The sequence below is a fragment of the Janthinobacterium sp. SUN100 genome, from assembly GCF_030397705.1.
GTDB lineage: Bacteria > Pseudomonadota > Gammaproteobacteria > Burkholderiales > Burkholderiaceae_D > Janthinobacterium > Janthinobacterium kumbetense.
Window position 1 is genome coordinate 433,955 of the sequence record NZ_JAPUBU010000005.1, and the last position, 26,502, is coordinate 460,456.

At 65.3% G+C, this 26,502-nt stretch carries 27 protein-coding genes; 13 read left to right on the forward strand and 14 right to left on the reverse strand.

Features of this window, described 5'->3' with window-relative positions; translation table 11 throughout:
* Window positions 1-84: 84 nt before the first annotated feature.
* Window positions 85-975 carry a LysR family transcriptional regulator gene (locus O0881_RS24880; RefSeq protein ID WP_289913466.1) on the forward strand — a complete coding sequence of 297 codons (891 nt, stop codon included), beginning with the start codon at window positions 85-87 and terminating at the stop codon, window positions 973-975.
* Here O0881_RS24880 and O0881_RS24885 read toward each other — a convergent pair whose 3' ends face one another.
* Together O0881_RS24885 and O0881_RS24890 are read right to left on the reverse strand one after the other, a co-directional pair.
* Window positions 976-1,860, reverse strand: coding sequence for a hypothetical protein (locus O0881_RS24885; protein WP_099665129.1), 885 nt, complete (start codon window positions 1,858-1,860; stop codon window positions 976-978).
* Window positions 1,857-4,145 (reverse strand): M1 family metallopeptidase, encoded by a 2,289-nt coding sequence (locus tag O0881_RS24890; protein ID WP_289913467.1) that lies wholly within the window; start codon window positions 4,143-4,145, stop codon window positions 1,857-1,859. Before O0881_RS24890 ends, O0881_RS24885 begins: the two co-directional genes overlap by 4 nt.
* A gap of 245 nt (window positions 4,146-4,390) precedes the next feature.
* Between O0881_RS24890 and O0881_RS24895 the strand changes: the two genes are divergently transcribed.
* The 5 genes from O0881_RS24895 to O0881_RS24915 all read left to right on the forward strand — a co-directional run bounded on the left by O0881_RS24895 (window position 4,391) and on the right by O0881_RS24915 (window position 8,479).
* Complete coding sequence (locus O0881_RS24895; protein WP_289913468.1) at window positions 4,391-5,926, forward strand: TonB-dependent receptor; 1,536 nt, start codon at window positions 4,391-4,393, stop codon at window positions 5,924-5,926.
* A gap of 146 nt (window positions 5,927-6,072) precedes the next feature.
* Entirely contained in the window at window positions 6,073-6,744 is a 672-nt protein-coding gene (locus O0881_RS24900) for a thiol:disulfide interchange protein DsbA/DsbL (RefSeq protein WP_289913469.1), read from the forward strand.
* Between the two features lie 14 nt (window positions 6,745-6,758).
* On the forward strand, window positions 6,759-6,983 hold the full coding sequence (locus O0881_RS24905; RefSeq protein WP_070282668.1) for a hypothetical protein: 225 nt from the start codon (window positions 6,759-6,761) through the stop codon (window positions 6,981-6,983).
* A 91-nt stretch (window positions 6,984-7,074) separates the two neighbouring features.
* Window positions 7,075-7,821, forward strand: coding sequence for an SDR family oxidoreductase (locus O0881_RS24910; protein ID WP_289913470.1), 747 nt, complete (start codon window positions 7,075-7,077; stop codon window positions 7,819-7,821).
* A gap of 121 nt (window positions 7,822-7,942) precedes the next feature.
* Window positions 7,943-8,479 (forward strand): ester cyclase, encoded by a 537-nt coding sequence (locus tag O0881_RS24915; protein ID WP_289913471.1) that lies wholly within the window; start codon window positions 7,943-7,945, stop codon window positions 8,477-8,479.
* 10 nt (window positions 8,480-8,489) lie between these two features.
* Here the strand turns inward: O0881_RS24915 and O0881_RS24920 are convergent, their stop codons facing one another.
* The 7 genes from O0881_RS24920 to O0881_RS24950 all read right to left on the reverse strand — a co-directional run bounded on the left by O0881_RS24920 (window position 8,490) and on the right by O0881_RS24950 (window position 15,134).
* Window positions 8,490-9,407: a LysR substrate-binding domain-containing protein gene (locus tag O0881_RS24920; protein ID WP_289913472.1), complete on the reverse strand. Its 918-nt coding sequence runs from the start codon at window positions 9,405-9,407 to the stop codon at window positions 8,490-8,492.
* Window positions 9,404-10,309, reverse strand: coding sequence for an efflux RND transporter periplasmic adaptor subunit (locus O0881_RS24925; protein ID WP_099665121.1), 906 nt, complete (start codon window positions 10,307-10,309; stop codon window positions 9,404-9,406). The genes O0881_RS24920 and O0881_RS24925 overlap by 4 nt, the downstream gene beginning before the upstream one ends.
* 38 nt (window positions 10,310-10,347) lie before the next feature.
* On the reverse strand, window positions 10,348-10,548 hold the full coding sequence (locus O0881_RS24930; RefSeq protein WP_070224633.1) for a DUF1656 domain-containing protein: 201 nt from the start codon (window positions 10,546-10,548) through the stop codon (window positions 10,348-10,350).
* The gene (locus tag O0881_RS24935) at window positions 10,538-12,682 is read right to left on the reverse strand and encodes an FUSC family protein (RefSeq protein WP_289913473.1); all 2,145 of its coding nucleotides are present in this window, start codon (window positions 12,680-12,682) and stop codon (window positions 10,538-10,540) included. The genes O0881_RS24930 and O0881_RS24935 overlap by 11 nt, the downstream gene beginning before the upstream one ends.
* Window positions 12,683-12,692: 10 nt before the next feature.
* On the reverse strand, window positions 12,693-13,199 hold the full coding sequence (locus O0881_RS24940) for a MarR family transcriptional regulator (protein ID WP_034782299.1): 507 nt from the start codon (window positions 13,197-13,199) through the stop codon (window positions 12,693-12,695).
* Window positions 13,200-13,272: 73 nt separating this feature from the next.
* Entirely contained in the window at window positions 13,273-14,685 is a 1,413-nt protein-coding gene (locus O0881_RS24945; protein ID WP_289913474.1) for an efflux transporter outer membrane subunit, read from the reverse strand.
* 131 nt (window positions 14,686-14,816) lie between these two features.
* A complete protein-coding gene (locus O0881_RS24950; RefSeq protein ID WP_180278609.1) occupies window positions 14,817-15,134 on the reverse strand; it encodes a DUF4148 domain-containing protein in 318 nt (105 codons plus the stop codon).
* A 284-nt stretch (window positions 15,135-15,418) separates the two neighbouring features.
* Between O0881_RS24950 and O0881_RS24955 the strand changes: the two genes are divergently transcribed.
* The 3 genes from O0881_RS24955 (at window position 15,419) to O0881_RS24965 (ending at window position 16,674) form a co-directional block, all read left to right on the forward strand.
* Entirely contained in the window at window positions 15,419-15,724 is a 306-nt protein-coding gene (locus O0881_RS24955) for a hypothetical protein (protein WP_099665118.1), read from the forward strand.
* Between the two features lie 96 nt (window positions 15,725-15,820).
* Window positions 15,821-16,138 (forward strand): hypothetical protein, encoded by a 318-nt coding sequence (locus O0881_RS24960; RefSeq protein ID WP_077400845.1) that lies wholly within the window; start codon window positions 15,821-15,823, stop codon window positions 16,136-16,138.
* Between the two features lie 74 nt (window positions 16,139-16,212).
* Window positions 16,213-16,674: a DUF2244 domain-containing protein gene (locus O0881_RS24965; protein ID WP_289913475.1), complete on the forward strand. Its 462-nt coding sequence runs from the start codon at window positions 16,213-16,215 to the stop codon at window positions 16,672-16,674.
* A gap of 14 nt (window positions 16,675-16,688) precedes the next feature.
* Here the strand turns inward: O0881_RS24965 and mgrA are convergent, their stop codons facing one another.
* Window positions 16,689-17,729: an L-glyceraldehyde 3-phosphate reductase gene (gene mgrA, locus O0881_RS24970; RefSeq protein WP_289913476.1), complete on the reverse strand. Its 1,041-nt coding sequence runs from the start codon at window positions 17,727-17,729 to the stop codon at window positions 16,689-16,691.
* Between the two features lie 121 nt (window positions 17,730-17,850).
* On the opposite strand from mgrA, the gene O0881_RS24975 reads away from it, so the two are divergent.
* Window positions 17,851-19,431: a CYTH and CHAD domain-containing protein gene (locus O0881_RS24975; RefSeq protein WP_289913477.1), complete on the forward strand. Its 1,581-nt coding sequence runs from the start codon at window positions 17,851-17,853 to the stop codon at window positions 19,429-19,431.
* Window positions 19,432-19,479: 48 nt separating this feature from the next.
* On the opposite strand, the gene O0881_RS24980 is transcribed toward O0881_RS24975, so the two are convergent.
* The 4 genes from O0881_RS24980 to O0881_RS24995 form a co-directional block, all read right to left on the reverse strand.
* Window positions 19,480-20,355: a Kdo hydroxylase family protein gene (locus O0881_RS24980; RefSeq protein WP_289913478.1), complete on the reverse strand. Its 876-nt coding sequence runs from the start codon at window positions 20,353-20,355 to the stop codon at window positions 19,480-19,482.
* 78 nt (window positions 20,356-20,433) lie between these two features.
* On the reverse strand, window positions 20,434-20,805 hold the full coding sequence (locus tag O0881_RS24985) for a lysozyme inhibitor LprI family protein (RefSeq protein ID WP_289913479.1): 372 nt from the start codon (window positions 20,803-20,805) through the stop codon (window positions 20,434-20,436).
* Window positions 20,806-21,035: 230 nt separating this feature from the next.
* A complete protein-coding gene (locus O0881_RS24990) occupies window positions 21,036-21,614 on the reverse strand; it encodes a Fe-Mn family superoxide dismutase (RefSeq protein WP_099665109.1) in 579 nt (192 codons plus the stop codon).
* A 329-nt stretch (window positions 21,615-21,943) separates the two neighbouring features.
* Window positions 21,944-22,963: a substrate-binding domain-containing protein gene (locus O0881_RS24995; RefSeq protein WP_289913480.1), complete on the reverse strand. Its 1,020-nt coding sequence runs from the start codon at window positions 22,961-22,963 to the stop codon at window positions 21,944-21,946.
* A 420-nt stretch (window positions 22,964-23,383) separates the two neighbouring features.
* Between O0881_RS24995 and O0881_RS25000 the strand changes: the two genes are divergently transcribed.
* Genes O0881_RS25000 through O0881_RS25010 form a run of 3 tightly spaced genes read left to right on the forward strand, consistent with a single transcriptional unit; the run spans window position 23,384 to window position 26,485 of the window.
* Window positions 23,384-24,673, forward strand: a complete 1,290-nt coding sequence (locus tag O0881_RS25000; protein ID WP_289913481.1) for an extracellular solute-binding protein — start codon at window positions 23,384-23,386, stop codon at window positions 24,671-24,673.
* Window positions 24,674-24,680: 7 nt separating this feature from the next.
* The gene (locus O0881_RS25005) at window positions 24,681-25,670 is read left to right on the forward strand and encodes a sugar ABC transporter permease (protein WP_289913482.1); all 990 of its coding nucleotides are present in this window, start codon (window positions 24,681-24,683) and stop codon (window positions 25,668-25,670) included.
* The gene (locus O0881_RS25010; protein ID WP_289913483.1) at window positions 25,667-26,485 is read left to right on the forward strand and encodes a carbohydrate ABC transporter permease; all 819 of its coding nucleotides are present in this window, start codon (window positions 25,667-25,669) and stop codon (window positions 26,483-26,485) included. Before O0881_RS25005 ends, O0881_RS25010 begins: the two co-directional genes overlap by 4 nt.
* Window positions 26,486-26,502 lie beyond the last annotated feature (17 nt).

A 26,502-nucleotide genomic window follows, 5' to 3' on the forward strand; every position in this document is an offset into this window, starting at 1 on the left:
GAACCATGATAGTCATGCGCAGTCAGTTGATCAAGGTCGCTATTATTGATATATCATTTCCATTTTGTTGATGATTGGGTCGTCATGGATACCTTGCGCAGCATGCGCGTGTTTCGCGCCGTGGTGGAGCTGGACAGTTTTGTGCGCGCCAGCGAGCGCCTGGACCTGTCGCCGGCCATGGTCAGCAAGCATGTGATGCACCTGGAGCGCCATCTGGGCGCGCGCCTGCTGAACCGCAGCAGCCGCCACCTGAGCCTGACGGAAATCGGCAAGGTGTATTTCGAACAGTGCCGCGACATGCTCGACAATCTCGACGAGGTGGAAGCCACCGTCGGCCGCACGACGGTGGTGCCGCGCGGCATGCTGCGCCTGAGCGCGCCCGTCTGGTTCGCCAACGCCATCTTTACGCGCACCCTGGCCGCCTACCGCGAGCGCTTTCCGGAAGTGACCTTCGACATCGACCTCAGCGGCCGCGTGGTGAACCTGGTGGAAGAGGGTTTCGACCTGGCCCTGCGCGTGAGCCAGGCGCCATCGCCGACCCTGATCGCGCGGCCCATAGGCAGCATCGAATTCCACCTGGTGGCCGCGCCCGCCTATCTGGCGCGCGCGGGCCACCCGCACCTGCCGCAAGACTTGGCGCAGCACGCCATGATCAGCTATTCCTTGTTGGCAAACGGCAATGAACTGGCCTTCGACGGGGCACAGGGGCGCGAGACGGTGAAGTTTTCGCCCGTCCTGCAATGCAATAACGAAAGCCTGCTGCACGCGGCCGCGCTCGACGGCATGGGCATCGCGCTGCTGCCGTCGTGGCAGACGGATGTGGACCTGGCGGCGGGGCGCCTGGTGCGCCTCTTCGATGATTTCAAGCTGGCGGGCGGCAAGGTGTACGCCGTGTACACGAGCCGCCGCTACCTGTCGTCGAAAGTGCGCACCTTCATCGACTTCCTGGCCGATGAAGGGCGCCTGGGGGCTTGATTACGCGAGCGAGCGCTTGACGTCGATCAAGGCGAACAGGCGCGCGCTGCGCATCCACGCCAGCACCAGCGCGGCCAGCTGCGTCACCAGCAGGCCGGCCACGATGGCCAGCGGGCCGGGCGCGGCCAGGTTCAGGCGCGCCACGCCCAGCAGCGCATACAGCGCCAGCCCCAGCAGGGTGATGACGAGGTAGATGGCCAGGCTGGCCAGCGGACGCCGGCGCAGCATGCCCAGTCCCCGCCACCATGCCTTGACGGCCGAGGTGCGGCGCCGGTCGACGGCCAGCGCCGCGCGGCCCGCGTCGAGCGTGGCGCAGGCCAGCAGGAACAGCAAGCCCGTGAGCAGCAAGGCCAGGTGGCGGGCCAGGTCGGCGTCCGCTTCCAGGATGGCCTTTGCCGCGTGCTTGTCGGCCAGTTTCAGCGCGCCGGCGCCGATCGCCAGCGCCACGCCCAGCGGCACGATGCTCCACAGCAACATGCGTAGCATGCGGCCGTATTCGCTGAAGGCACCCGTCAGCAGGGGGCCGAAGCCGGGTGGCGCAGGCGCGCGCGCGGCCGTCACCACCAGGCCGCTCAGCAGCGGCGACAGCAGCAGGGCCAGCACGACGCCGGTGATGGCCGCCTGGCTGATGGCGGCGCCGTTGCGTCCCGTATTGGCTACCAGGTCGGCCAGGGTCATCAGGTCGAGCTTGTGCGCCAGGGCCGCTGCATGCACGGCGTTATCGAGGCTGGCGCTCAAGGTGCGCCAGAGGGGTATGACGGCAAGGATGGCGGGGATCAGCAGCAGGCCCGCCCACAGCAGCAGCAAGCGCCATTGCAGGGCGGCGCGGCTGGCGCGCGTGGTCAGGGTCAGGCCGCTGGCCCGTGTCGTGGAAGTGGCGCTCATACGGTGGCAATCAGGGAAAGGAGGTATTGGAAGACGGCGGCAAGGTCGAAGCTCCAGCGCCGCGCGGCCGAAGTGTCGGCTTTCAGGGTGCGGCTGTCATCGAGCTTGTTGACGTCGAGGTAGTGCACGCGGTCGGGATCGAGTTCGGCCGAGACGGCCTTCACGGGCTTGCTCCAGGTGTAGCGCTGCCACAGCTGCTCGTTATCCCACACCACGCGTTCGGAGCTGCCGTCGGCGAATTTCACCAGCAGCACCTGCGGCACGGGCGCGCCGCGGCGGCGCAAGACCACGCTGGTGAGATAAGGATACGGGCCCGTGCCGGGCTTGGCGTCCGGATGCGCCTTGTCCCACGCCTCGCGCACCTTTTTCTCCTCTTTTTCCAGCGCTTCGGCCGTATGTTCCACGCGCTTGCCGTTCACCACCGCCATGCCGGCCAGCGGCGTCTGTTCTTCGCTGGTGAAGGTGCCGATGCGGTCGTCGATATTCGCGCTGGCATAGACCTGCTGCGCGAAGACCTGTTCCACGATGCGGCGCTGGCCCGTCGCCTCGGCCAGCGTTTCGCGCAGGTCGGCCACGCTCGGGTGGCGGAATTTCCACTGTTCGTAATAGGCCTTGAAGCCCCGTTCCATGGCTTCGCTGCCGATGCGCGCTTCCAGGTCGCGCATGGTGATGGTCGTGCGGCTGTAGACGGGGCCCACGCCCTGCAGGCGGTCCCACGCGTTCTGGCCCAGCGGATCGGCCGCATCCTGGCGCGGCGCGGCCATGCGCTCGAATTCGAAGACCTTGAAGACGGGATCGAAGCCCAGGCGCTTGAGCAGGGGCGTGGTGGCGTGGATGTCCTGGCCGCGCGCGCGCAGCATGCGCTGGTCCCAGTATTCGTTCAAGCCTTCGTCGAGGAGGGGTTCCTCGAACTCGTTCGACGCCAGGATGCCATAGAAATAGCCATGGCCGAATTCATGGATGGTGACGAAATCGAGGCCGAATTCGGGAATGGTCTTCGGCTGCAGGTTGGCGTAGCTCGAGGCCGTGATGAAGGTCGGGTATTCCATGCCGCCCGCTTCGGCCGCGTTAAACGGCGGAATCACCACCGTCAGCGTCTTGTACGGATACGGGCCCAGGGTGCGCGAGAAATACGTGAGCGAATCCTTCGCCGCCTGCAGCGCGGGCGCCGCGTTCGACGCGTATTCGGGCGGGTACAGCACCTTGATGGCCACCGGCGGGCTGCCCGGGCCGCTCCAGCTGCCCGTCAACGGCTGCGCGCTGCGCTTGTCGGCCGTCCAGGCGAAATCGTGCACGTCGCCCTGCACATAGTGATGCGTGAGCATGCCATTCTTTTCCTGCGGCGCGCCCTGCAGTTCGCCCGTGGCGCCCACCGTGTACTCCTTGGGCACGGTCAGCTTTACGTCGTAGTTGCCGAAATCGGCGTAGAACTCCGAATTGAGGTGGAATTCATGCGCGTTCCAGCGCGGCGCGGTGGCGCCCCGTTCGCCGGGCAGTTCCAGCACGGCGATCTTGGGGAACCACTGGCCCACCAGGTGGAAGCTGCCGAAATAGCCGGTGCGCGCGATGACGCGCGGCAACTGGTCGAAGAAGCGGATGTCGAGCGTCGTCTCGGCGCCCGGCGCGACGGCCTGCGGCAAATCGACGCGCACGACCGTGCGGTCGGTGGCCGGGCCGTTGTCCGGCTGGACGAAGTGCCAGGGCGCCTTGGCGCCGTTCTGCGTCATGCTGCGCAGTTCGATGTAGCCCCACTCGCCGTCGCGCGTGTCGACGCCCGAGCGGAAGCCCGTGTCGAGCTTGCGCTTTTCGGTGAAGAAGGTCGAATGTTCGCCTTCGAAGGCATTCAGGTACAGGTGCAGGTACACGCTGCTGACGGCTTGCGCGCTGCGGTTGCGCCAGCGCAGTTTCTGCTGGCCGTCGATCGTGTGCTTGACGGGATCGAGCGTCGCTTCGATCTGATAATCGACGACGCGGTCCGACAGGGTCGCTTGCGCGCCCGTGCGCGCACCGCCCCAGGCATTGCTGGCGCTGGGCGTGCTGACGGCCGACGCATGCGGCGACGCCAGGGCGATGCCGTCGGCGGACGGCGCCAGCGGCGTGGGCGCGCCGGCCGGCTTGCCTTGACCCGGCTGGGCGAACAGGTCGGCCTGCAAAGCAAGGCCGGCCAGCAGCATGGCGGTGATGGAAAGGGCTTTGAGCTTGCCCGAGATGGGGAAAAAACCAATGCTGCGGCGCGTGCCGCGGGGACTTGGCGGCCCCCGGCGCGTTGTGCTACGACTTTCCATGCGTGACTCCCACAGTGACTTCTTATTGTTGATTTTTAAATGCAGTCGGCTGCGCCCAGGATCGCCGGGCGCACCTTAATATACCTACAAAAATGCCAAATAACCAATAAAATATTGGCATAAGGAAAGTACCGCCGGGCTGGCGCTTGCGGCGCCGTGCGCCGTGCGTATAATGATTCGCTTTTGCCATCCCTCCGTTCCACCAGCGCGCGTCCGCGCCGCGGTGACGCCTCAAGCCTGCCGCCATGATGCCTGCCCCTCCCATCCTGACCATCGCCACGCGCACCTTGCTGCTGTGCGCCCTGGCCATGCCGGCGTGCGCGCAGGAAGGCGTGGATGCCGGCGCGGCCGGCGTCACGCATGGCGACGTGTCCGCCGAGCTGGCGCAGGGCGGCCAGCACAGCGTGCGCGGCGCCCTGTCGCGCGAGCAGGACGGCATGACGCTCGATGTGGCTATGGACGGGCTGCGCAATGGCAATTACCGCGATGGCAGCGTGTTTCACCAGCGCGGCATCAACGGCGGCGCGGAATGGAAGGCGCGCCAGGGCCGCTTCGGCTTCAGCGCCGACCAGCTGAACCAGGAGACCCGCTATCCCGCGCCCGAGGCGCCGTTCCTGGCCTTGCTGGCGGCGCGCCCGGAAGACCTGTACCGCTATGAGGTGCGGCGCGCCAGCGCCTTCGTGCAGCGCTATGTGGGCAGTTTCGAGCTGGGCGTGGAACTGTCGCAGCGGGAAAAGCGCGCCACGGCCCACTATGCGGGCGAGGATGGCAGCAGCGAATCGAGGTACAGCAGCCGCCGCCGGCAGCTGGCGCCCCGCCTGCGCCATTACGGCAAGGTGGGCGGCGTGGGCACGGATACGGAAGTGGGCCTGGACCTGATGCAGTGGCAGCGGCGCTCGGACCGCGATGGCGACGGGCAGCGCCGCCAGTATTCGCGCGCGCTGCTGCTGCGCGAAGAGCTGGCCTTCGGCGGCCCGTATGCGCCGCGCCTGCTGCTGGGGCTGCGGCATGAGCAGTTCCAGCTCGATCCGGCCGACCTGCCCGCCGGCGGCAGCGACTGGGAAAACCAGAATGCCTGGGACTTGCAGGGCAGCCTGCAATTGCGCCCGCAACTGAGCGTCTACGCCAAGGCCGCGCGCAGCTACCGCATCGACGACGATGGCTATACCCGCGCCGGCTACCGCCCCCTGGCGGGCCAGTTGCGGCGCGAAATGGAAGTGGGCGCCACCGTCGGCGACGCGGCGCGCAGCGCTTCCGTGCGCGTATTCAGCGAGCGCCTGAGCAACCAGATCGTTTTCGACCAAAGCCTGGGCCAGCTGGGCTTTGCGGGCAACCTCGACCCCTCGCGCCGCGACGGCATCGCCATCGAGGCCAGCATGGCGCTGGCGCGCGACTGGCGCCTCGACGGGCAACTGCGGCAAGTGCATGCGCGCTACGACGATTACGCCTATGACGGCCCGGATATCGCCCTCGTGCCGAAAACCCTGGCCAGCCTGCGCCTGTACTGGACGGGGCAGGGCGGCGCCAGTGCCGACGTGGGCGTGCAATGGCTGCGCGCGCTGCGCTATGGCCCCGATTTCGCGGGCAGCTGCCTGGCGCAGGTGCCCGCGTTTGCCACCATGGACGGGCGCTACGCGCACAAGCTGGGCGCCTGGGAGCTGGAACTGGCCGGCAGCAACCTGGCCAACCGCCGCCATTACGGCGATGCGCCCGGCTGCCGTTCCAGCATTTACCTCAAGGATGCGCGCCAGCTGCGCGTGTCGGCGCGCTACCATTTTTGAGGCGCGGGTGCAGCGGGGCTTAAATACGGCTTAAGCTGGCGCAAACCGGGGCGATAAACATGGCTTTTTTCCGCCCGGGCCTCATCGCCCGGCGCAAAAAGTGGTAATCTCGCCCCGTTCTCGACCACTTATGATGAAGGATTATTATGCGTTTTCTGCGTTTCTTGCGTCCCCTGCTTGCCGCCGTCACCCTGGTGGCGGCCACCGGCGGCGCCATGGCGGCCGATACCGGCTTTACCACGCTCCCGACGCCAGTGCGCACGGACACGGGCAAGAAGGTGGAAGTGGTGGAGTACTTCATGTATTCCTGCCCGCATTGCTACGCGCTCGATCCGCTGATGCACGACTGGGTCAAGAAGCAGGGCGACAAGATCGCCTTCCGCCGCATCCACCTGGCCTTCAATGGCCCGAAAGATGCGCAGGCGCACGCCTACGCCACCCTGGAAGCGATGGGCCAGCTGGACCAGTTCCACGACAAGATCTTCCGCGCCATCCACGTCGAGCGCAACCGCCTGAACCGCGATGACGCCATCCTCGAGCTGCTGGTGAAGAACGGCATCGACAAGGCGAAATACCTGGACATGTTCAATTCCTTCGGCGTGCAGACCAAGCTGAAACGCAATGAACAGCTGATCACCGCCAGCAAGATCGACAGCGCGCCGACCATCGTCATCGATGGCCGCTTCGTGACGTCGCCGGCGCAGCTGTCGCGTCCGGGGCAGTCCGAGCCGCAAACCCAGACAGCGACCCTGCGCGTGATGGATGAACTGGTGGCGCGCGTGCTGAAAGAGCGCGCCCCGGCGCCAGCGAAGAAGTAATACTGGAGAACGTCATGAAACAGCTGCCCTGGACCCTGTGTGCGCTGGCTCTTGCCCTCGTGGCCTGGCTGGCGATTGCCGTCGTCAGCGTGGAAAACCAGCGCAATGCGCTGGCCACCAAGGCGTGCGTGGACCCCGCGTTCAAGAACGAGGTCGACGCGAAATGCCTGGCGTCCGTGCAGTCGCGCGAGCACTGGTGGCAGCACTTGACTTACGCCATGACGCACTTCAGGAATTGAAGGTCTTTGCATACAGAACCCGCCATGCGCGGGTTTTTTTTCGTCCGCGTATGATGCAGCCACAAGCAGCCACAACAATTCAGGAGGGACGATGAAGGAAGTGATCTTGATTACCGGCAGCAGCCGCGGCATTGGTGCGGCGACGGCGCAGCTGGCGGCGCGCCAGGGCTATGCCGTTTGCGTCAACTATGTGCGCGATGCGCAGGCGGCCGAGGCGCTGTGCGCGCGCATCGTCGCCGGCGGGGGCGAAGCCATCGCCGTGCAGGCCGACGTCAGCGATGAAGCCGACGTGGAACGCCTGTTTGCGGAAGTCGACGCGCGCCTGGGCACGCTCACGGCGCTGGTCAACAATGTGGGCGTGCTGGAGCAGAAATGCCGGCTGGCCGACATTTCCGTGCAGCGCCTCGAACGCGTGCTGCGCACCAACGTGATCAGTTATTTCCTCTGCTGCCAGCAAGCCGTGCGGCGCATGTCGACGGCCAACGGCGGGCAGGGCGGGCGCATCGTGAACGTCTCGTCGGCAGCCGCGCGCCTCGGTTCCCCGGGCGAATACATCGATTACGCGGCCTCGAAAGGCGCCGTCGATACGCTCACCGTCGGCCTGGCGAAGGAAGTGGCGGCCGAGGGCATCCGCGTCAACGGCGTGCGCCCCGGCATCATCTACACGGACATCCACGCGTCGGGCGGTGAACCGGGACGGGTGGCGCGCCTGGCGTCCGGCGTGCCCATGCAGCGGGGCGGCCAGCCGGAAGAAATCGCCGACGCCATCCTGTACCTGCTGGGGCCAGGCGCGAGCTATGTGACGGGCAGCATCCTCGACGTGGCGGGCGGCCGCTGATTTTCAACTACTGCAAGCGAGTGATTCAAGCGCGGGGCCAATTATCAAATAAGGCAAGCGAGTCCAGAATGACGGGGTGCCCTATGCAGCAGGCACGCCGATCAACTCACCTGGATTCATTATGCCCGCACCTGTTCTTGCCCCCGCCATCCTGGCCCTTTCTCTGCTGGCCGCCGCGCCCGCCCAATCCGCCACGCACCTGCCCATGCCGGCCCACCTGTCCGGCGCCGCCGCCACCGACAAGGTGGCGCTGGCCGCGCGCCGCTACGCCGCGTTCTGGCAGAGCGGGGACCCGGCCCTGGCGCGCCAGGCGCTGGCCGACGATTTCACCGACCGCAGCTTGCCCGCCGGGCGTGCGCAGGGATTGGCCGGTCCGCTGCAGGCCTCGCAAGTCTTTCATGCGGCCGTGCCGGATTTGCAGGTGGCCATCGAAGACATGCTGGTGGCGGGCGACCGTGTCACCTTGCGCCTGCATTTCACGGGCCGCTTCACGGGCGTCTTCCCCACGCCGCAGGGCCCCTTGCAGGGGCAGGGCCAGGCCATCGACTTTTACGCGTTCGATTTGTACCGGGTGAATGCGCAGGGGCGCATCAGCGACAACTGGCACCTGGAAGACAATCTGACCCTGCTGCGCCAGCTGGGCGTGCTGGCGCCCTGACCGTGGCCCGCTAGCGCTGCGCCGGCAGGGCGGCGAATTGCTGCAGCAGGAAGTCGGCCAGCAGGGCCACGCGCGGCGGCTGGAAGCGGCTGCGCCGGTACAGCAGGTTCAGGGGGACGCTGTCGGCAAAGTAATCGTCGAGCACCGTGTGCAAGCGCCCCGCGCGCAGGTCGTCACCGATGTCGAGCAGGGATTTGTAGGCATAGCCATGGCCGGCCACGGCCCAGCGGCGGATGATTTCGCCATCGTTGCTGTGCCAGGCGCCTTGCGGGCGCAGGCTGTGGCGCTTGCCGTCCTCGCGGTAGCGCCACTCCTGCGGCGCGCCGTCGCCCGCCGTGAGCACGAGCGTCGGCAGCAGCGCCAGGTCGCGCGGCGTGGCCGGCACGCCCACTTTGGCGGCCAGCGCGGGCGCCACGCACACGACGCGCCGGCCCGGGTGCAGCAGGCGCGCCACCATGTCGCTGTCGGGCAGCTCGCCGTAGCGGATGGCCAGGTCGATATCGTCCTGCACCAGCCTGGCCGTGGCGTCCGTCAGGGTCAGCGCATGGCGCACTTGCGGGTGCAGCGCGGCAAAGCGGTCGAGCATGGGCAGCAGCAGCTGGCGGCCGATGTCGGACGGCGCCGAGATGCGCACCACGCCGCGCACGGCGCCGCCGCCCGCAGGCAAGCCGTCTTCCGCCTGCGCCAGCAAGTCCAGCGCCTGCTCGCTGTAGTGGCGGTAGTGCACACCTTCTTCCGTCAGGCGCAGCTGGCGCGTGGTGCGCTCGAACAGGGTGACGCCCAGCGCCGTTTCCAGGCGCGCGATGGCGGCGCTGGCGGCGGCCGGCGACAGGCCGTGCTTGCGGCCGGCCGCGGAAAAGCTGCCCAGCGCCGCAGCGTCGAGGAACAGGGCGATTTCCGCCAGGCGTCCGGCGCCGCCGCGGCTCATGCCGGGTGCGCGGCCGCTGGCTTCGGCGCCGGTGCGGAATGCGCCGAGTGGGGCGTGATCACCACGGTGCAAGTGGTGCCTGCCACCAGCAATTGCCCCTTCGGCTGCTCGTCGATGTGGATGCGCACGGGCACGCGCTGCGCCAGGCGCACCCAGTTGAAGGTGGGATTGACGTCGGCCAGCAATTCGCGGCCCGTGGCGGCGTCGCGGTCGGTGATGCCGCGCGCGATGCTCTCGATATGGCCGTGCAGGGTGCCGCCGCTCATCAGATTCATTTCCGCCTTGTCGTCCTGCGCCAGCATGCCCAGTTTGGTCTCTTCGAAGTAGCCGACGACGTAGTACGAGGCGCTGTCGATGACGGCCAGCTTGGCCGCGCCGACGGCGGCGAAATCGCCCTTGTGCACGTTCAGGTTCGTCACGTAGCCGCTGACGGGGGCGCGCACGGTGGTGCGCTCCAGGTTCAATTGCGCCAGCGCGCGGGCGGCCACGGCGGCCTGCACTTGCGACGAGGCCGAGCTGGCGGCAAACGCCGCGCTTTCGCGGCTTTCCGTCGAGATGATGCTGGCGTCGAGGCCTGCGCGGCGCTGCGCCTCCTTGCCGCGGCGGCCTTGCTCCGTCCTCTGCGCGGCCAGCACGGCGTCGGCTTGCGCCAGCGCGCTCGTGTAGCGTTCCTTGTCGACGACGAACAGCACGTCGCCTTTTTGCACCACCTGGTTGTCGCGCACCAGCACGTCCGTGACGGTGCCGGCCACGTCGGCGCTGATGTTGACGATATCGGCCTTGATGCGGCCGTCGCGCGTCCACGGCGACTCCATGTAGCGGTCCCAGACGGTCTTGCCTATCCACAGGGCTGCGGCCAATAGCAGCAGGGTGATTGCATAGCGGGTCAGTTTGCTTACCATGTCGGCAGCCTTTCCTTGATTGGATTGAACAGTTTTTTTTATTTGTAAAGCGATAAGGCCAGCGCGCCGAAGATGGCGATGAAGATGCATAGCCGCGCCAGCGACGGGTGCCACACCATGCGGTACACGCCCAGCCAGCCCAGCACGCGGTCGAGCAGGGTTTGCAGGCCGATGCTGAGGATGAACAGGGGCAGCAGGGTAGGAATCAGAATTCCGAACAGGGCGAATTCACGCGGCATGGTGGTCTCCGGCGCCAGGCGCCATGTGGTCGAGTAAAGAGGTGTAGATCGAATGCAGGTCGGCCAGCGCCGTCTGCAGGCGCGCGCTGCGCTCGGGCGTGACGCCGGCTTCGTTCTGCGCCGCGCGCATCACGGCGCCCGCCTGCAGGGTGGCCGCCAGGGCCGCCTGCAGTGCCGTGTCGCCGCGCGTGCGCAGCCAGCCGGCGATGTGGTCGACGCATTGCTGCAGCGCGTGGCGCGTGGCGCCCGGCCTGGCGGTCGCGATCAGTTCGCGCAATTCGATCACCGAGTGGCCGATTTCCAGCAGGGTCAGGGCCTGGCGCACGACGGCGCGCGTGGCCTCGCCAGGCGCCGGGCCGGCCGCCGCATTGAGCTGGCTGAGCAGGTCGCGCACGCGGTTGTCGAAACGGTGTTTCACGCGCCGCGCCGGCGCCGTGCACGCATGCAGCGCTTCGCGCCACAGGGCGCGGCCGATATGGTCCTTGTGGCCCATCGTGTGTTCGGGCAGCAGCACGGCAAACACGAGGGCGGCCAGCATCAGGCCGATGATCAGCGCCATGCCCGTGTTGAGGAAGGCGGCGCCGTCGACATGCATCAGATTTGTCGGCGCCATCTGCGTGATGAAGGTCGACACGCCCAGGCCCACGCCCAGCTTGGCCGGATTCGTCATCAGATACAGGCCCACGGCGAGGAAGGGCGCAAAACTGAGCACCAGCATGGGGAAGCCGTCGCCGTGCACCAGCACGAAGTACACGCACACGAGCGACAGCGGCATGGCGATCAAGAAGCCCGCCAGCACTTGCCGGACCATCATGATGGGGCGCGGCGAGGACGAGGCCAGTGCGCAGAACACGGCCGCCATCAGCATCGCCGTGCTGGCATAGGGCCAGGCGAGGAAGTAGGCGCCCAGCGCCAGCAAGGCCAGGCTGATGGCTGCGCGCGCGCCGCTGGCGATCACCAGCGCGGGCGGCGTCTTTGGCGCATAGGCCTGCGGCGTGCTGATTTCCAGCGGCGTGTCGTGCGCCAGGCTGAAATACACTTCGTGAAAGCGGCTCATGTCGCGCGCGAAGCGCTCGAGCAGCTCGCACACGGTGTCGAAATCGATGCGCTGCGCATGCGCGATGGGGGCGCCGTCGATGTCCGCGCGGGCCTGCCCCAGCGCCGTTTGCAGGTGCTGCTGCATGGTGTCGAGCGAGTCTTGCGACGGCGTCGTTTGCAGCGCTTCGGCGACGATGGCGTACAGGGGCGCGCAAGCCTGCATGACTTGCGTCTCGTCGTCGCGCTGCAGGCGGTCGAACAGGCGGTGGAAGGTATAGAAAGTGGTCAGCGCCGTCATGAAGGTAGCATTGAAGGCGTGCAGCTTGCGGTTTTGCGCGCGCACGTGGCTCACTTTGCTGGTGACTTCGAACAGGGCGGCCGAGCGGCCCAGCTCCAGCGCCGCCACGTCGGCGGCAAACTGCAAATGCGTCAGTTCCACCTGCGCCGGCGTGAGTTTTTGCTGCAGCACGTCCTGGCAAAAGGCGAGGAATTTGCCGTAGCGCGCTTGCACCGTGCGCATCACCTGCGTGCCCTGGTGGCGCGGCAGCAGCACGCTGGACACGGCCGCCGAGCAGATGATGCCCAGGCTTACTTCAGCCACGCGCGTGACGGCCAGCGCGAACACCTGCATCGGCTGCTCGATGGCGGGCAGCACGATCATGCAAGCCGTGTAGCCGGCCAGCACGTACACATACGATTGCGCGTTGCGGTGCAGGGCCGAGCCGCTCGTGCACAGTCCCACCCACAGGGCCAGGCCGGCGAACAGCAGCACGGGTTGCTGCGGGAACAGGCCGATCAGGGTCAGCGCGGCCGTGCATCCGAGCAGGGTGCCGCACAGGCGGTAAAAGCTTTTTTCCAGCACCATGCCGCTGCTGGGCAGGGCCAGGATGATGGTCGTGGTCATCGCCGTGCTGGGCGAATCGAGGCCCAGGCGGTAGGCCAGCCACAGCGCGCAGAATGAGGCGATGAGGGTCTTGCCGACGTAGATCCAGCGTTCGCCTTCCGTCGAGCGCCAGTCCTGCAGCGCCAGCGCCAGCCAGTGGGCCGCCCGGGTCAGGGGACCGTATGTGGGTTTTGTTGCTGTGGCTGGCGTCATCGATAGGCTATCAGTTCTGGTTGTTGAGATTGTTGAGGTTGCGCAACTGGCGCATGTACAGCTTGTCCAGCACTTGCAGCTCTTCGTCCGTGAAACCTTCGTACAGGGCCGAGGTTTCCTGGTACACGTCCGGCAGCGCCGTTTCGATCAGGGCGCGGCCCTTGTCGGTCAGCGAAATCATCACGGAGCGGCGGTCGCCGGGGCGCGTGCCGCGGTGGATCAGGCCGCGCGTTTCCAGGTCGTTGCACACGCGCGTCAGGTTGGCCGGCTTTTCATGGCACGCCATGCCCAGGGTGCAGGCGTTCGAGGTTTCGTCGTCCGTGCCGTACAGCACGGCCAGCACCATGTAGCTGGCATCGACCAGGTCGTGCTTTTTCAGCGCGGCATTGGTCAGATCCTTCATGCCTTTTTGAATGTGGTACGTCATGCGCAACAGGCGCATCAGTTCCATGGGGAAGCCTGGCATGCGCGTGCGGATGTTTTGCAGCCGCTTGGAGGTGGCGTCAAAAGCGGTCATGTCATATTCCTTCATGTGTGAATAAAGTTCCGATTGTATCTTGTTGGGCTAGGGCAATGCCAGGATTGCAAGCTCAGATGCCGCCTCCCAGTGCATTCATCAAGGAAACGTACAGATCGAGCTCGCGCGCCCCATTTTGCGCCTGCTGCTGTTCTTCCGCCAGCAGCGCCACTTGCGTGTTGAGCATGTTGATGGCGTCGCTCATGCCCGCCTTGTAGGCCTTCTCCGCCAGGTCGCGCGCGCGCTGCGCCGTGGCCAACGCCTGCACGGTCAGCTGGTGCTGTTTGGCCAGCGACTGGGCCTTCGTGACGGCGTTGGCCACGTCCGACATGGCGTTGATGACGGTGGCGTTGTATTGCTCCACGGCGCCGTCGTACACGGCCGTCTGGCTGCCCAGCTGCGCGCGCAGGCGGGCGCCGGCGAAGATCGGCAGGCTCAGCGCGGGCGAGGCGCCGCGGATGTCCGAGTTGGCATCGAGAAAGTGGCTGAAACCGAAGGCCTGGAAGCCGGCAAAGGCCACCAGGTTGACGTTCGGGTAGAACTCGGCCTTGGCGGCGTCGATGCGCTGCGCCGCCGCTTCCACGCGCCAGCGCTGGGCGGCGATGTCGGGGCGGCGGCCGATCAGGTCGGCCGGCAGGGCGGCGGGAACGGCCAGTGGCTGGTCCAGGCGCAGCACGGGCCGCGTGAGCGCCGCACCGGCCGCCGGACCCTTGCCCGACAGGGCCGCCAGCTGGTTGCGCAGCAGGGCCAGCGACTCGGCCGACTGTTCCAGCTGGCGTCGGCCGGCGGGCAAAGTGGTTTCTATTTGCGCTACATCAATGTCGGTGCCGATACCGGCTTGCTTGCGCTGGCGCGTGATGTCGAGGATGCGGGCGCGCTGCGCCAGGCTGCGTTCGATCACGTCCTGCAGCTGGAATTCATACGACAGCTGGATGTAGGTGCGCACCAGCGCCGTTTCCAGCGCCAGGCGGGCCATCTGCGATTCGGCCGACGCCATCTGCACGTCGCCCAGGGCGGCCGACAGGGCGGCGCGGTTGCGGCCCCACAGGTCCAGGTCGTACGAAGCCGTGACGGTGGCCTGGTTGCGCCAGGCGTAATTGCCGGCCAGGGGCGCCGGCGTGCTGCCGTGCTGCGAATACAGTTCGCGGTTGATGGAGACGGCTGCGTCGGCTTGCGGGCGGGTCTTGTCTTCCGCCGCGCCCGCCAGCGCCTCGGCCTGGCGCACGCGCGCCTGGGCCCCGCGCAGGGTGGGGCTGTCGGCCAGCGCCTGCTCCATCAGGCGGTTCAATTGGGGGTCGTGCAAGTCTTGCCACCATTGCGTGCGCGGCCATTGTATGGCGGCGCTGGCGGCGGCATCCATGGCCTGGCTCGCCTGCAGCTTGTTGGCGTCGAGCATGGCCGATTGCGGCGCGATATGGCCCATGTCGGCGCAGGCGCTCAAAGCAAGGATCAGGCTGGCGGCAAGCAAACGGCGGTGCAGGGACATGCAGGGACTCCGGGAAAGATCGTGTTGGGGGTGTTGCTGACAGCTCGCCGCGGTGAGCTTCGGGAGTGGCCCGAGTGCTGCGCCGCAACTGAGGTGTGTTACTGACTGACTGAAACCGGCTGACTGGTTTCTTATTTCACGACGTGCTTGGTCGTTTGCGCGACGTCAAAGTCTGCTTCCGTTTGCGGGATCAGGCCAGCCTTGCGGGCGGCGTAGAACTCGGCCATGACTTCTTCGCGCGTCACTTTGCTGGCGGCGGTGGCCGGCGTTTTCGGGTAGTCGACTTCGCTGGTGGCGATTTCGCCGGCGTTGCGGGCACGGATGTATTCGGCCGTGACGTCAGCGCGCGTGAGTTGCTGGCTGGCAGCGGCAGGCGCGGCGCTTTGGGCGAAAGCCGACGTGGCGGCGGTGATGGCAAACAATGCTGCGATGAGTGATTTGGCTTGCATGATAAAACTCCAATATGTGCATGATGGCTGGGTGGATGGGCCGGCTCGCCACGTACCGGTCGGTTCGGCGGCATGGCGCTGGTGGGCGCCGTGCCGCCGATGAAGCAGTTTCTGGATGAGAAGATGCTTACTTGAATTAACTATAGCAATGAATAGTACATTTGTGAAGTAATTTCTGAAAATAGTTGTGCGCCGCCGCATTTTTCCCACGGAAATGCCGTGCAGGCGTGCGCCGCAGGTCAGGCCAGCGGAGTAAGCTGGTTTTTTATGAACGGGAGGCCGCCATGAGCAGCAGCACACTCGATCCGGACAATTTGCCCGTCACGCCTGACCGCGTTCTGGGCAGCGGCCATGGCAAGGGGGCGCTCGGTCCCAGCGACAGTTCCGACAGCGGCAGCGACATGCAGGGCGTGCCGGGCCAGGATGCGGAAGCGCTGGAGAACGACAGCGATGCGGCCGGCACTGGCGAGCGGGCCGGCGTGGAGCCGCGCAATACGGCGCCTGCTGGCGGCGACATCGACGTCGATCATGTGGAAAGCGTGGCGCCCGTGCAGCCGGCGCAGGGTGGTGATGGCGAATTGCCCCCATGAATTACCGCCTCTCCTGCGCCATCGGCGTAAAATGCAGGCAAGGCGGCGTGCGCGCCGCCATGGCCAGCCGGCCGGCACAGGATAGGATGTCAGAGGATGCAAACGCAGATGTCGGAAGAGAAAGAAAAAGACTTGATGTCGATGTACCGCGAGACGCGGCCGCGCGAGTTTTTTGGCGAAAAAAGTAACACCAATCACCTGGCCTGGAGTTCGCTGGTGGTCTTGCTGGCGCTGGCGTTCTGGCTCGTCGTGGCCCTGGCGGCGGCGGAGAATCAGCGTTACGCGCTGGAAACGAAGGTGTGCCAGGATCGTGTCTTCCCCGCGGAAATCGACACGTCTTGCCTGAAACAGGTCAAGTCGCGCGATCACTGGTGGCAGCACGTGGGCCATGCGCTGGTGCGGATGGGCGCCTGAGCGGCGCAAGCATATCCTGAAGGACGCGCCGCTGCAGCGATGACGCCGGCGCCCTTCCTGTTGCGGGAGGCGAGATGCCACGCGATACTGCACGGGAACAGCCGCAATGGCTGTTTACGCGCCACAGTGCCTTGACGGTGCGCCAGTTGCTGCGCGCCTATGGTGTGCTGTGCCTGTTTTCCACCGCCATCGCCGCCGCCTTTGCGCTGCGCGGCTACTGGTACATCCCCGTCTTTTCATTTGCCGAACTGGTCTTGGTGGCCATTTCCCTGCTGTATTACCTGCGCCATGCCCGCGACTACGAGCATCTGGCCCTGCGCGACGGCGTGCTGGTCGTCGAGCAGGTGAGTGCCAGCCGGCGCCAGCGCAGCAGCTTTCGTCCCTGGTGCACGCATATCGTCGTGCCGGAGGGGCCGCGCCAGCTGATATGCATCAGCTGCGGCCGCACGCATGTGGAGGTGGGCGCCTTTGCCACGCCGGAACGGCGGCGGCAGGTGGCGCAGGAGCTGCTGGCCTGGCTGCCGCCGCCCTTGTAGCCGTCGTGATTGCGTTACACGGCCCGCGACGGACCTTCCCACAGATTGATATGGCCTTCGCGCGCCTGCACGTCGATGGCGGCCAGTTCGTCGGCAGTGAAAGACAATTGCTGCAGCGCGGCCACGTTTTCGCGGATTTGCGCGCTGCTGCTGGCGCCGATCAGGGTCGAGGTGACGCGCGGATCGCGCAGCACCCAGGCCAGCGCCATCTGCGCCAGGGTTTGCCCCCGCTGTGCGGCGATCTGGTTCAGCGCGCGCACGCGGGCCAGGTTTTCCGCGCTCAGGTGTTTTTGCAGCAGCGAGCCGCCGCCGGGGCGGTTGACGCGGGCATCCTGCGGCACGCCGTCGAGGTATTTGTCGCTGAGCAAGCCCTGCGCCAGCGCCGTAAAGGTGATGCAACCCATGCCTTCTTGCTGCAGGGTATCGAGCAAGCCGTCTTCCTCGATCCAGCGGTTGAGCATGTTGTAGGCAGGCTGGTGGATCAGACACGGCACTTTCCACTCTTTCAGCAGTTTGGCCGCCTCAGCCGTCTTTTGCGGCGAATACGACGACAGGCCCACGTACAGCGCCTTGCCCTGCTGCACGGCGGTGGCCAGCGCGCCCATGGTTTCTTCCAGCGGCGTGTCGGCGTCGTAGCGGTGCGAGTAAAAGATGTCGACGTAGTCGAGGCCCAGGCGCTGCAAGCTCTGGTCCAGGCTGGCCAGTACGTATTTGCGCGAGCCGCCGCCCTGGCCGTACGGGCCCGGCCACATGTCCCAGCCTGCCTTGGTGGAAATGATCAGTTCATCGCGGTACGGTAAGAAATCGTCGCGCAGCAGCTTGCCGAAATTGCTTTCCGCGCTGCCATATGGCGGGCCGTAGTTGTTTGCCAGGTCGAAATGTGTGATGCCCAGGTCGAAGGCCGTGCGCAGCATGTCGCGCTGCGCGGCCAGGCTGTTGCTGTCGCCAAAATTGTGCCACAGTCCCAGGGACAACAGCGGCAGTTTCAGCCCGCTGCGCCCGCACGTGCGGTATTGCATGGTGTCGTAGCGGTTTTCGGCGGCGTGGTAGGTCATGGCATCTCCTGGTTGAATGAAGCGCCTATTTTCGCGCAAAATCAAGGTCGGTGCGCGTGCTCCTTGTATGTGGCCGGACGCGCCTTACAATGGGCGTTCAGGAGTCTCGCAAGGAGCGGTCATGGAAATCGAATTGAAATTGTTGCTGGCGCAGCAAGATGTAGCGCGCCTGCGCGCGCACCCGTTGCTGGCGCAGCAGGCACAAGGAGAGGTGCAGCTGCTGCAGATGCACGATATCTATGTCGATACGCCCGATTTGCAGCTGTGCCGCCACCAGGCGGGCTTGCGCGTGCGCCAGGTGGACGGGCGCTGGGTGCAAACCCTGAAGGCCGGTGGCACCGTCAACAGCGGCTTGCACAGCCGCCACGAATGGGAAGGCGAAGTTTCCGGGCCGCAACCGGACCTCGCCGCGCTGGATTCGGCCATCGGCCGCAAGCAGCCCATCCGCGCGCTGCTGCGCCAGGACGCCATCCGCGACGCCTTGCAGCCTGTGTTTACCACGCGCATGGAGCGCACCGTATGGCAGCTGCGCACGCCGCAGGGCGACGAGATCGAATGCGTGCTGGACCAGGGTGTCATCGAAAGCGGCGCGGATGGGGCGAATGGCGCCGTCCGCAGCGTGCCCGTCAGCGAGATCGAACTGGAATTGAAGCAGGGGCAAGCGGCCAGCCTGTTCGACGTGGCGCTGGCCCTGCTGCAGGACGTGCCGCTGCAGCTGGGCCACATGAGCAAGGCGGAACGCGGCTACCGCCTCGCGGCATCGCAGCCTCTGCAGGCGGTCAAGGCGCAGCCCCTGGCGCTGGACGCGGCGATGTCGGTGGAGCAAGTGTTCCTGGCCATCGCCGGCAATTGCCTGGAGCAGGTCAGCGGCAACCAGGATGGCGTGGCGGCGGGCGAGGATGTGGAAAGCGTGCACCAGATGCGCGTGGGTCTGCGCCGTCTGCGCTCGGCGCTGGGCATGTTCAAGTCGCTGCTGGCGCTGCCGGATGCCTTGAAGGCCGAACTCGACTGGCTGGGCGGCGCGCTGGGCGAGGCGCGCGACTGGGATGTGTTGGCTGGCAATACCCTGGCGCAGCTCGATGGCGAGGCGCAGGCGGATGCGGCGGCGCTGGCAGAGGCGGCGCACGCGCAGGCGCGCCTCAAGCATGCGCAAGCGGCCCAGGCCGTCATGTCGGCGCGCTACACGGCTTGCATGCTGGGCTTGCAGCGCTGGCTGCAGGCGCGCGCCTGGCGCGACAGTAGTTCCGCGCGCCAGGTGCGGCGCCTGGATGCGCACGTCTCGCCGTTTGCCCGCGCCACCCTGCGCAAGGACCAGCGCCGCCTGGTAAAGCGCGGCAAGCGCCTGCTGCATGCCACGCCGCTGCAGCGCCACCGGGTGCGCATCGCGGCCAAGAAGACGCGCTATGCGACGGAATTTTTTGCCTCGCTGTTTGCCGCGCGCGCCGTGCAACCGTATGTGGGGCGGCTGTCGGTGCTGCAGGATGAACTGGGCTGGCTTAACGATGTGCAGGTGGCCGACCGGCTGTTGCAGCAATTGCCCGATGTTCAGACTGGCCAGGCTGACCAGTCCGCCCAGGACGGGTTGCGGCAGCACGCGGCCTTCGTGCGCGGCTACCTGGCGGCGCGCGCACAGGCGCAGGGCAGCGATGGCCGCATGCACAAGGCCTGGCGGCGCTTCAAGGCGGCCCGTTTGCCTGCCTGAGCCGGTTTGCCTGAGCCTGGCTTTGCCGGGGCGTAGTGCCCGGCCAGGCTAGGCCAGCGGGCGTTGCAACTGGCGCTCGAGGATGGCCAGCGGCGACTTGTCGGGGGCGGCCATGGCGCGCACGGGCAGCAGCCAGGTTTGCTCCAGCGCATGCTGTCCCCGCAGGGCCGCGTGCGATACGGCGTCGCTGAAGATGATCCACGTCTGGCCCGGCGCGAAGGCATGCGTGTGCTGTTCCACCTGCGCCTGGTAGGCCAGGTCGGCCTTCATGGCGTCGTGCAGCTGCAGCATGTAGTGATCGTAGGCCGTGCGCCGCGACTTGGTGATGCGCAGCCATTGCAGCAGGGTCGCCAGCACGGGTTGCGGACGCTGCGCGACGGGTAAAAAATGCTGCGCCACCTGCTCGAAGGGCGGCCCCAGTTTCCACACGCGGGGCGCGTCGCGCGGATGGATGTTGGTGAAGATGCGCAGGATGCGCCGGCCCTGCGTGGGCGAGGAGGGGAAACTGTCGATATGCAGGCGCGTATCGTCCTTGCGCCAGGAGGTTACCCTGCCGGCGATTTCCACGGGGCGAAAGCTGCCCTTGCCTTGCTGCAGATGCGCCTGGTAGCTGGGCAGCAAGCCGCCCAGCAAGCTGCGCGTCTGGCGTGCGTAGCGCTGCATCAGCGCCGCCAGCAGGGCCGCATCGCAGGCGTCGCCCTGGCCGCGTACGCCGCGCGCGGGATCCCAGCTGATGTTCTTGGCGCCGCTGGCGCTACCCGCCGCGCCGTTCAGCAGCCCATGCTCTTCCGGGTGCAGGGCGAAACCCAGGCGGGGCAGCAGCAGTACTTGCCCATCTTCGAGGGCTTGCAGCGCCGCCGCCTGCTGCGCGGGGCTGCCGCTGGCGTCCCATTGATCCAGGGAAATATCGATGAGTTTGCTCATGGCATAAACGGAAAGACCTCCGAGTGGCCAGTATGGGTGATTACCGCCCGCTCGCGTTTGCGCTGGCGCAGCTTCAGCTCACAGTTTGCTGTTCTGGCAGCCGGCGCTCACGCATTCGCGCACGCGGTCCTGCAAAAATTGCGCGCGTTCGATGGTGGTCTGGGTGGCGCAATCGAGGTTCACATAGAAGCCCGAGGATTCGCGTTTCGAACAGTTCTGGTTGCGTGCGCTGATCCACGCCAGCTGGCCCGTTTTCAGTTTTTGCTTGCCGCCGGCGTCGAGCTGGGAGCTCAGTTTCTTGTAGTTGGCGTTGAGTTCCTTGTCCGCTTCCTGGTACACCTTGTTGAGGCAATACAGGCCGTCGAAGTCGTTGCGCGGCGTGTCGCAGGCCGAGTTGGCGAAGGCGGAACCGGAGGCGCAGAGCAGCAGGGCGAGCATGAATCTTTTCATTTTTTTCTTTCAGCAAGGAAACGGGGACAGGGCACATGGAGGAGTGCAGCTCTTGCGCATCTTATAACATTCCGATTGCCATACCGGTTCGCTTGACAGCGCGTGGCGGGCACGCGTGTTCTGCAGGGGCAAAAAAAAGAAGCCCGGCTCGCAAGCACAGGCTTCTTTTCAAGACGGGTCACTGCGGCACATGCCGCAAGCGCGTCCGTTTTACGTTGTCAGGAACGCGCTTACGCGAAGTTCTTGGCAACGAAGTCCCAGTTGACCAGGCCCCAGAACGTTTCCACGTACTTGGCGCGCAGGTTGCGGTAGTCGATGTAGTAGGCGTGTTCCCACACGTCGCAGGTCAGCAGCGGCTTGTCGCCGGTGGTCAGCGGGCAGCCGGCGTTCGAGGTGTTGACGATGTCGACGGAGCCGTCGGCTTTTTGCACCAGCCAGGTCCAGCCCGAACCGAAGTTGCCCACGCACGACTTGGTGAATTCTTCCTTGAACTTGTCGAACGACGACCATTTGGCGTTGATCGCGTCAGCCACGGCACCCGCAGGCGCGCCGCCGCCGGCCGGCTTCATGCCGTTCCAGTAGAAGGTGTGGTTCCATACTTGTGCTGCATTGTTGAAGATGCCGCCCGACGATTTCTTGATGATGTCTTCCAGCGACAGATTCTCGAACTCGGTACCCTTGATCAGGTTGTTCAAGTTGGTGACATACGCCTGGTGATGCTTGGCATAGTGGTATTCCAGGGTTTCTTTCGAAATATGCGGCGCCAGAGCGTCCATTTCATACGGCAGTGGTGGCAGAGTATGTTCCATGTGATGTCCCTTTGTGGTGAATGTTCGGAGTCTTCCAGCCTGCGGCCGGAGGGTTGAGCCAAGCTTGCTTGAAGCAGGCATTCTTGCTGAACGAGCCACTATTGTAAAGCGGATGCGCCATTGCTGCAGATTCCCGCATGCGTTGCGGATACTGGCAGCGTATTGATTCTCGTTCAGGAAAATAGTGGTATATGGTGAAGCGTCAGCACCTTGAGAAACCGTAGCGAGCAAGCCCGATATCGGGTTGAGTAGCGCAGCTGTACAAAAAGTACAGCGAGCAACGCCGACCCGAGAGTGGGCTGCGCAGTAGGTTTATCATGGTGCAATCCTTAGCGGATGCGGCGCGTAGTCTCGCGCACGATCAGCGCCAAAGGCGGAATGGCGGCCTGCACGGCTTCGCCATTGATCAGCCCCAGCAGCGCTTCGGTGGCGATGCGGCCGATGTCGTACAGGGGCTGGTGGATGGTGGTCAGCGGCGGCGTCGTGTAGGACGAGCCGGGCAAGTCATCGAAGCCGACGAGCGAGATATCGTCGGGCACGCGGATGCCCTTGCGGTACAGGCACAGGCGCACGCCGTAGGCGGACAGGTCGTTGGCGGCGAAGACGGCGCTGAACTGCTGCTGCGTATCGAACAAATGGTTCATGGCCAGCATTCCGCTTGCTTCGTGGAAATCACCTTCCGCCATCAGCTTCGGGTCGATGGGTATGTCCGCTTCGCGCAGCGCGCGCTGGTAGCCCGTCAGGCGTTCGGCCGCATCCGTGTTGTTGGCGGGGCCGGCCACGAAGGCGATGCGGCGGTGGCCCAGTTCCACCAGGTGGCGCACGGCCAGGTAGGCGCCGTATTCATTGTCGAGCTTGAAGCCGATGGCGCTTTTCGTGGCCAGCAGGCGGCCCGTCGAGACGATGGGCCGCTGCTGCGAGAAATCAAGCACGCTCTCGTCCGAGATGCGCCCCGACAGCAGGATGATGCCGTCGACCTTCCTTGCCAGCAGCAGGCGGATACGGTCGGCCTCTTCCTGCGCATTCCAGTGCCCGCTGACGATGACGGACGCGTAGCCCGTGTCTTTCAAGCCGTCGTCCACCCCGCGCAGGCTTTCGTCGAAGAAGGGGCTGGAAATATCCTGCACCACGATGCCGATGGTCATCGAGCGGCCTTTCTTCAAGCCCTGCGCCATCTGGTTCGGCGCGAATTTCATGTGGGCAATCGCCGCCAGCACGGCGTCGCGCTTGTCGTCGGAGACCCTGGCCGTGCCATTGAGGATGCGCGAAACGGTGCTGGGCGACACGCCGGCCTGGCGGGCCACGTCGAGCAGGGTGGAAGGGGGAGCAGCGTGGGCGCTATCGTTCAAGGTGATTCCTGGGTATCAAGATGGCTGGTTGTCAGTGCTCTGAAAACCTTTTCATCGAAAGATTACCATAAATGGCCATAGCTGATAGCGCAGCAGGTCGGGCGCAGCGCGGCTTGGCCCGCAGGGTGTAAGCCGACAGATTGTGGGCCGTGCACGTCGGATGATGCCGGCGCACCTGGGCGACCCTGCTTATCGACCCTTCCTTGAAAACGTTTTCACAAAAAACAACAGCGCTAACGGCAGCCCGTATTTTCGCCTCTGTCATAGGGGAACACGCGCCGCGGCATGCCGCTTGCCACGCTACCCTCAATAAAAATGACAACTTTTTCGGTTGACTTGATTTTCTTTGCGGTGTTAAATGGACACATGTTGTGAAAACGTTTTCAAGATAGAAGACGCTCAATAATCGGAGATGAAATAATGAAGTCAAGCATCCTTGGCGCCGCCCCGCTGGCAGCGCTGACCCTGGCCTGTGGCGTGGCCGCCGCGTCCGCAGCCGTCCCGCCGGCGGCGCCGTTGCCGACGCTGGCCCCCGCCACGATTACCGTCGCCTCGTTCCCCGACCTGGACCGCGCAGTGAAAACCGCCTTGCCCCTGTGGGAAAAACTGTATCCGCAAGTGAAGGTCAAGCTGGTCAGCCTGCAGATCGACGACCACCATAACTCGATGACGACGGCGCTGGCGGCCGGCGCGCGCCTGCCCGACGTGATGGCCATCGACTTCCGCTATGTCGGCAGCTTCGCCGAATCGAAGGGCATGGAAGACCTCTTGCAGCCGCCGTACGGAGCAGGGCAGTACCGCGCCCAGTTCGTGCCGTTCACCTTCGTGCAGGCCACCAGTTCGCGCGGCACCCTGGGCGCCATGCCGGCCGACCTGGGACCGGGCACCTTGTTCTACCGCAAGGACCTGATGGACAAGGCGGGCATCAAGGAGGCCGACCTGACGCAATCGTGGGAATCGTATATCGCCGCCGGCAAGAAGCTCAAGGCCGCCACCGGCACCTATCTGCTGGCCGGCGCCAGCGACCTGGCCGACATCGTCATCCGCGCCAATTTGAAAGATGGCGAAGGCATTTACTTTGGCGACAAGGGCCAGGTGCTGGTCGATTCGCCCCGCTTCGTCAAGGCGTTCGAGCTGGCCAAGGCGGCGCGGGTGGCCGGCATCGATGCGCGCACCGTGGCCTGGACGGGCGAGTGGGCCGAAGGCTTCAAACGCGACAAGGTAGCCAGCCAGATGATGGGTTCCTGGCTCAGCGGCCACCTGGCCAAGTGGCTGGCGCCCGATTCGAAGGGCCAGTGGCGCGCGGCGAACCTGCCGGCCGGCGCGCTGGCGTCGTACGGCGGCTCCTTCTACGGCATCCCGAAAAAGGCGGCGAATAAAGCCCAGGCCTGGGAATTCATCAAGTTCATGACCGTCAACAAGGATATCCAGCTGCACTCGCTGAAGGAAATCGGCGCGTTTCCCGCCCTGAAGGCCGCCTATGCGGACCCCATGATGGACGAGCCGCAGCCGTACTTCGGCGGCCAGAAGACGCGCTTGCTGGCGCGCGACACGGCGGCGAAGATTCCCGTCATCCGTGTCGACAAGTTCGACGCCGTGGCGCGCGACATCGTCAACATGGAACTGGAAAGCGTGCTGGCGCAAAACAAGGATATCAAGACGGCGCTGGCCGACGCCAAGGCCCTGATCACCCACCGCGCGCGGCGCTAGGAGCAGCATGACTACCTCCATGCCTTGTACCGAGGGCGCGCCCGCTGCTGCTGCAGCGCAGCCCGCCAGGAAACGCTTCAACATGAAGAAATGGGCGCCGTACATTTTCATCAGCCCCTTCTTCATCTTGTTCGCCGTCTTCAGCCTGTTCCCGCTGCTGTTTTCCATCTATTTGTCGTTCAACCAGTGGGAAGCGGCCAGCGGCGTGGAAGCCATGCAGTGGGTGGGCCTGGATAACTACAAGTACGCCTTGAGCGACCCATGGTTCTTGCGCTCGCTGGGCAATACGGTCTGGCTGGCGCTGGCTTCGGGCGTGCCGCAGCACCTGGTGGCCATTCCGCTGGCGGCCTTCATCCACAACAGCTTCAAGCGCTCGCGCAACCTGGTGATCGGCATTTACTTTTTACCGTTCATCACCTCCAGCGTGGCCATCGCCATGGTCTTCAATACCCTGTTTTCGCGCGACTATGGGCAGATCAATGTATTGATCGAATGGTGCGCCAGCCTGCCGCTGGTCGGTGGCTTGTTCCCTGCGGAGTCGATCGACTGGCTGGGCAGCTCGCTGTTCATCAAGCCGGCCGTCGCCTTCGTCATTTTCTGGCGCTACCTGGGCTGGAACCTGGTGCTGTACCTGTCCGCGCTGCAGGTGATTCCGAAGGATTTGTATGAAGCGGCCACCATCGACGGCGCCTCGAAACGCCAGCAATTCTGGTACATCACCCTGCCGCAGCTGCGCCCCATGATCTACCTGGCCGTCACCTTGACCATCATGGGCAATTTGCAGCTGTTCGAGGAACCTTTCGTGCTGGTGGCCGAATCGAGCGGCGTGAGCCAGTCCGTGATGACGACTGCCATCTTCGTCTACAAGACGGCGTTTTCCTCGGGCGACTTCGGCACGGCGTCGGCCATTTCCTGGCTGCTGTTCCTCATCATCGCCAGCACCACCTGGGTCAACAACCGCATCTTCAGCCGCAATGAACGCAAGGAGGTCCGATGAAAATCACCCGCTGGACGGCCTACGCCATGGTGGCCATCGGCGCCCTGATCATGGTCGCGCCGTTCTACTTCATGTTCGTCTTCGCCACGCACACGAGCGCCGAAATCTACAGCCTGCCGCCGCCACGCTGGTTCGGCACGGCCCTGCTCAACAACCTGGAACTGCTGCAGGAGCGCCTGCCGTTCTGGCGCAATATCGGCATCAGCCTGTACGTGGCCCTGATGACCACAGCGCTGACCCTGTTCTTTTGCTCGCTGGGCGGCTATGCCTTCGCCATGTACGAATTCCGCTTCAAGCGGCCCCTGTTTACGCTGGTGATGGCGTCGATGATCATCCCGTCCTTCATGAACATGATTCCCACCTTCATGCTGATGGATTTCCTCGGATGGCTGGACCAGCCGCGCGCCCTGTACGTGCCGGGAGCGGCCGGCGCGCTGGGGATTTTCCTCATGCGCCAGTACATCGGCACGGCGATTCCGAAGGATTTGATCGAGGCGGCGCGCATCGACGGCTGCGGCGAATTCGCCATCTACTGGCGGGTCGTGCTGCCGCTGATCGGTCCCGCCATGGGCACCCTGGGCCTGATCACCTTCATCAACTCGTGGAACAATTTCATCACGCCGCTGGTCGTCATGCGCTCGGTCGAGAACTATACGATCCCGCTGGCCCTGCGCAGCATGCAGGCGCCGAACAACACGGAGTGGGGCGCGCTGATGACGGGCGCCGCCATTGCCGTGCTGCCGCTGCTGCTGATGTTCTTTGTCGCCTCGAAGCGCCTGATCGAGGGCCTCACGCAAGGCGCCGTCAAAGGCTAGCACTCTCTTTAATCCAC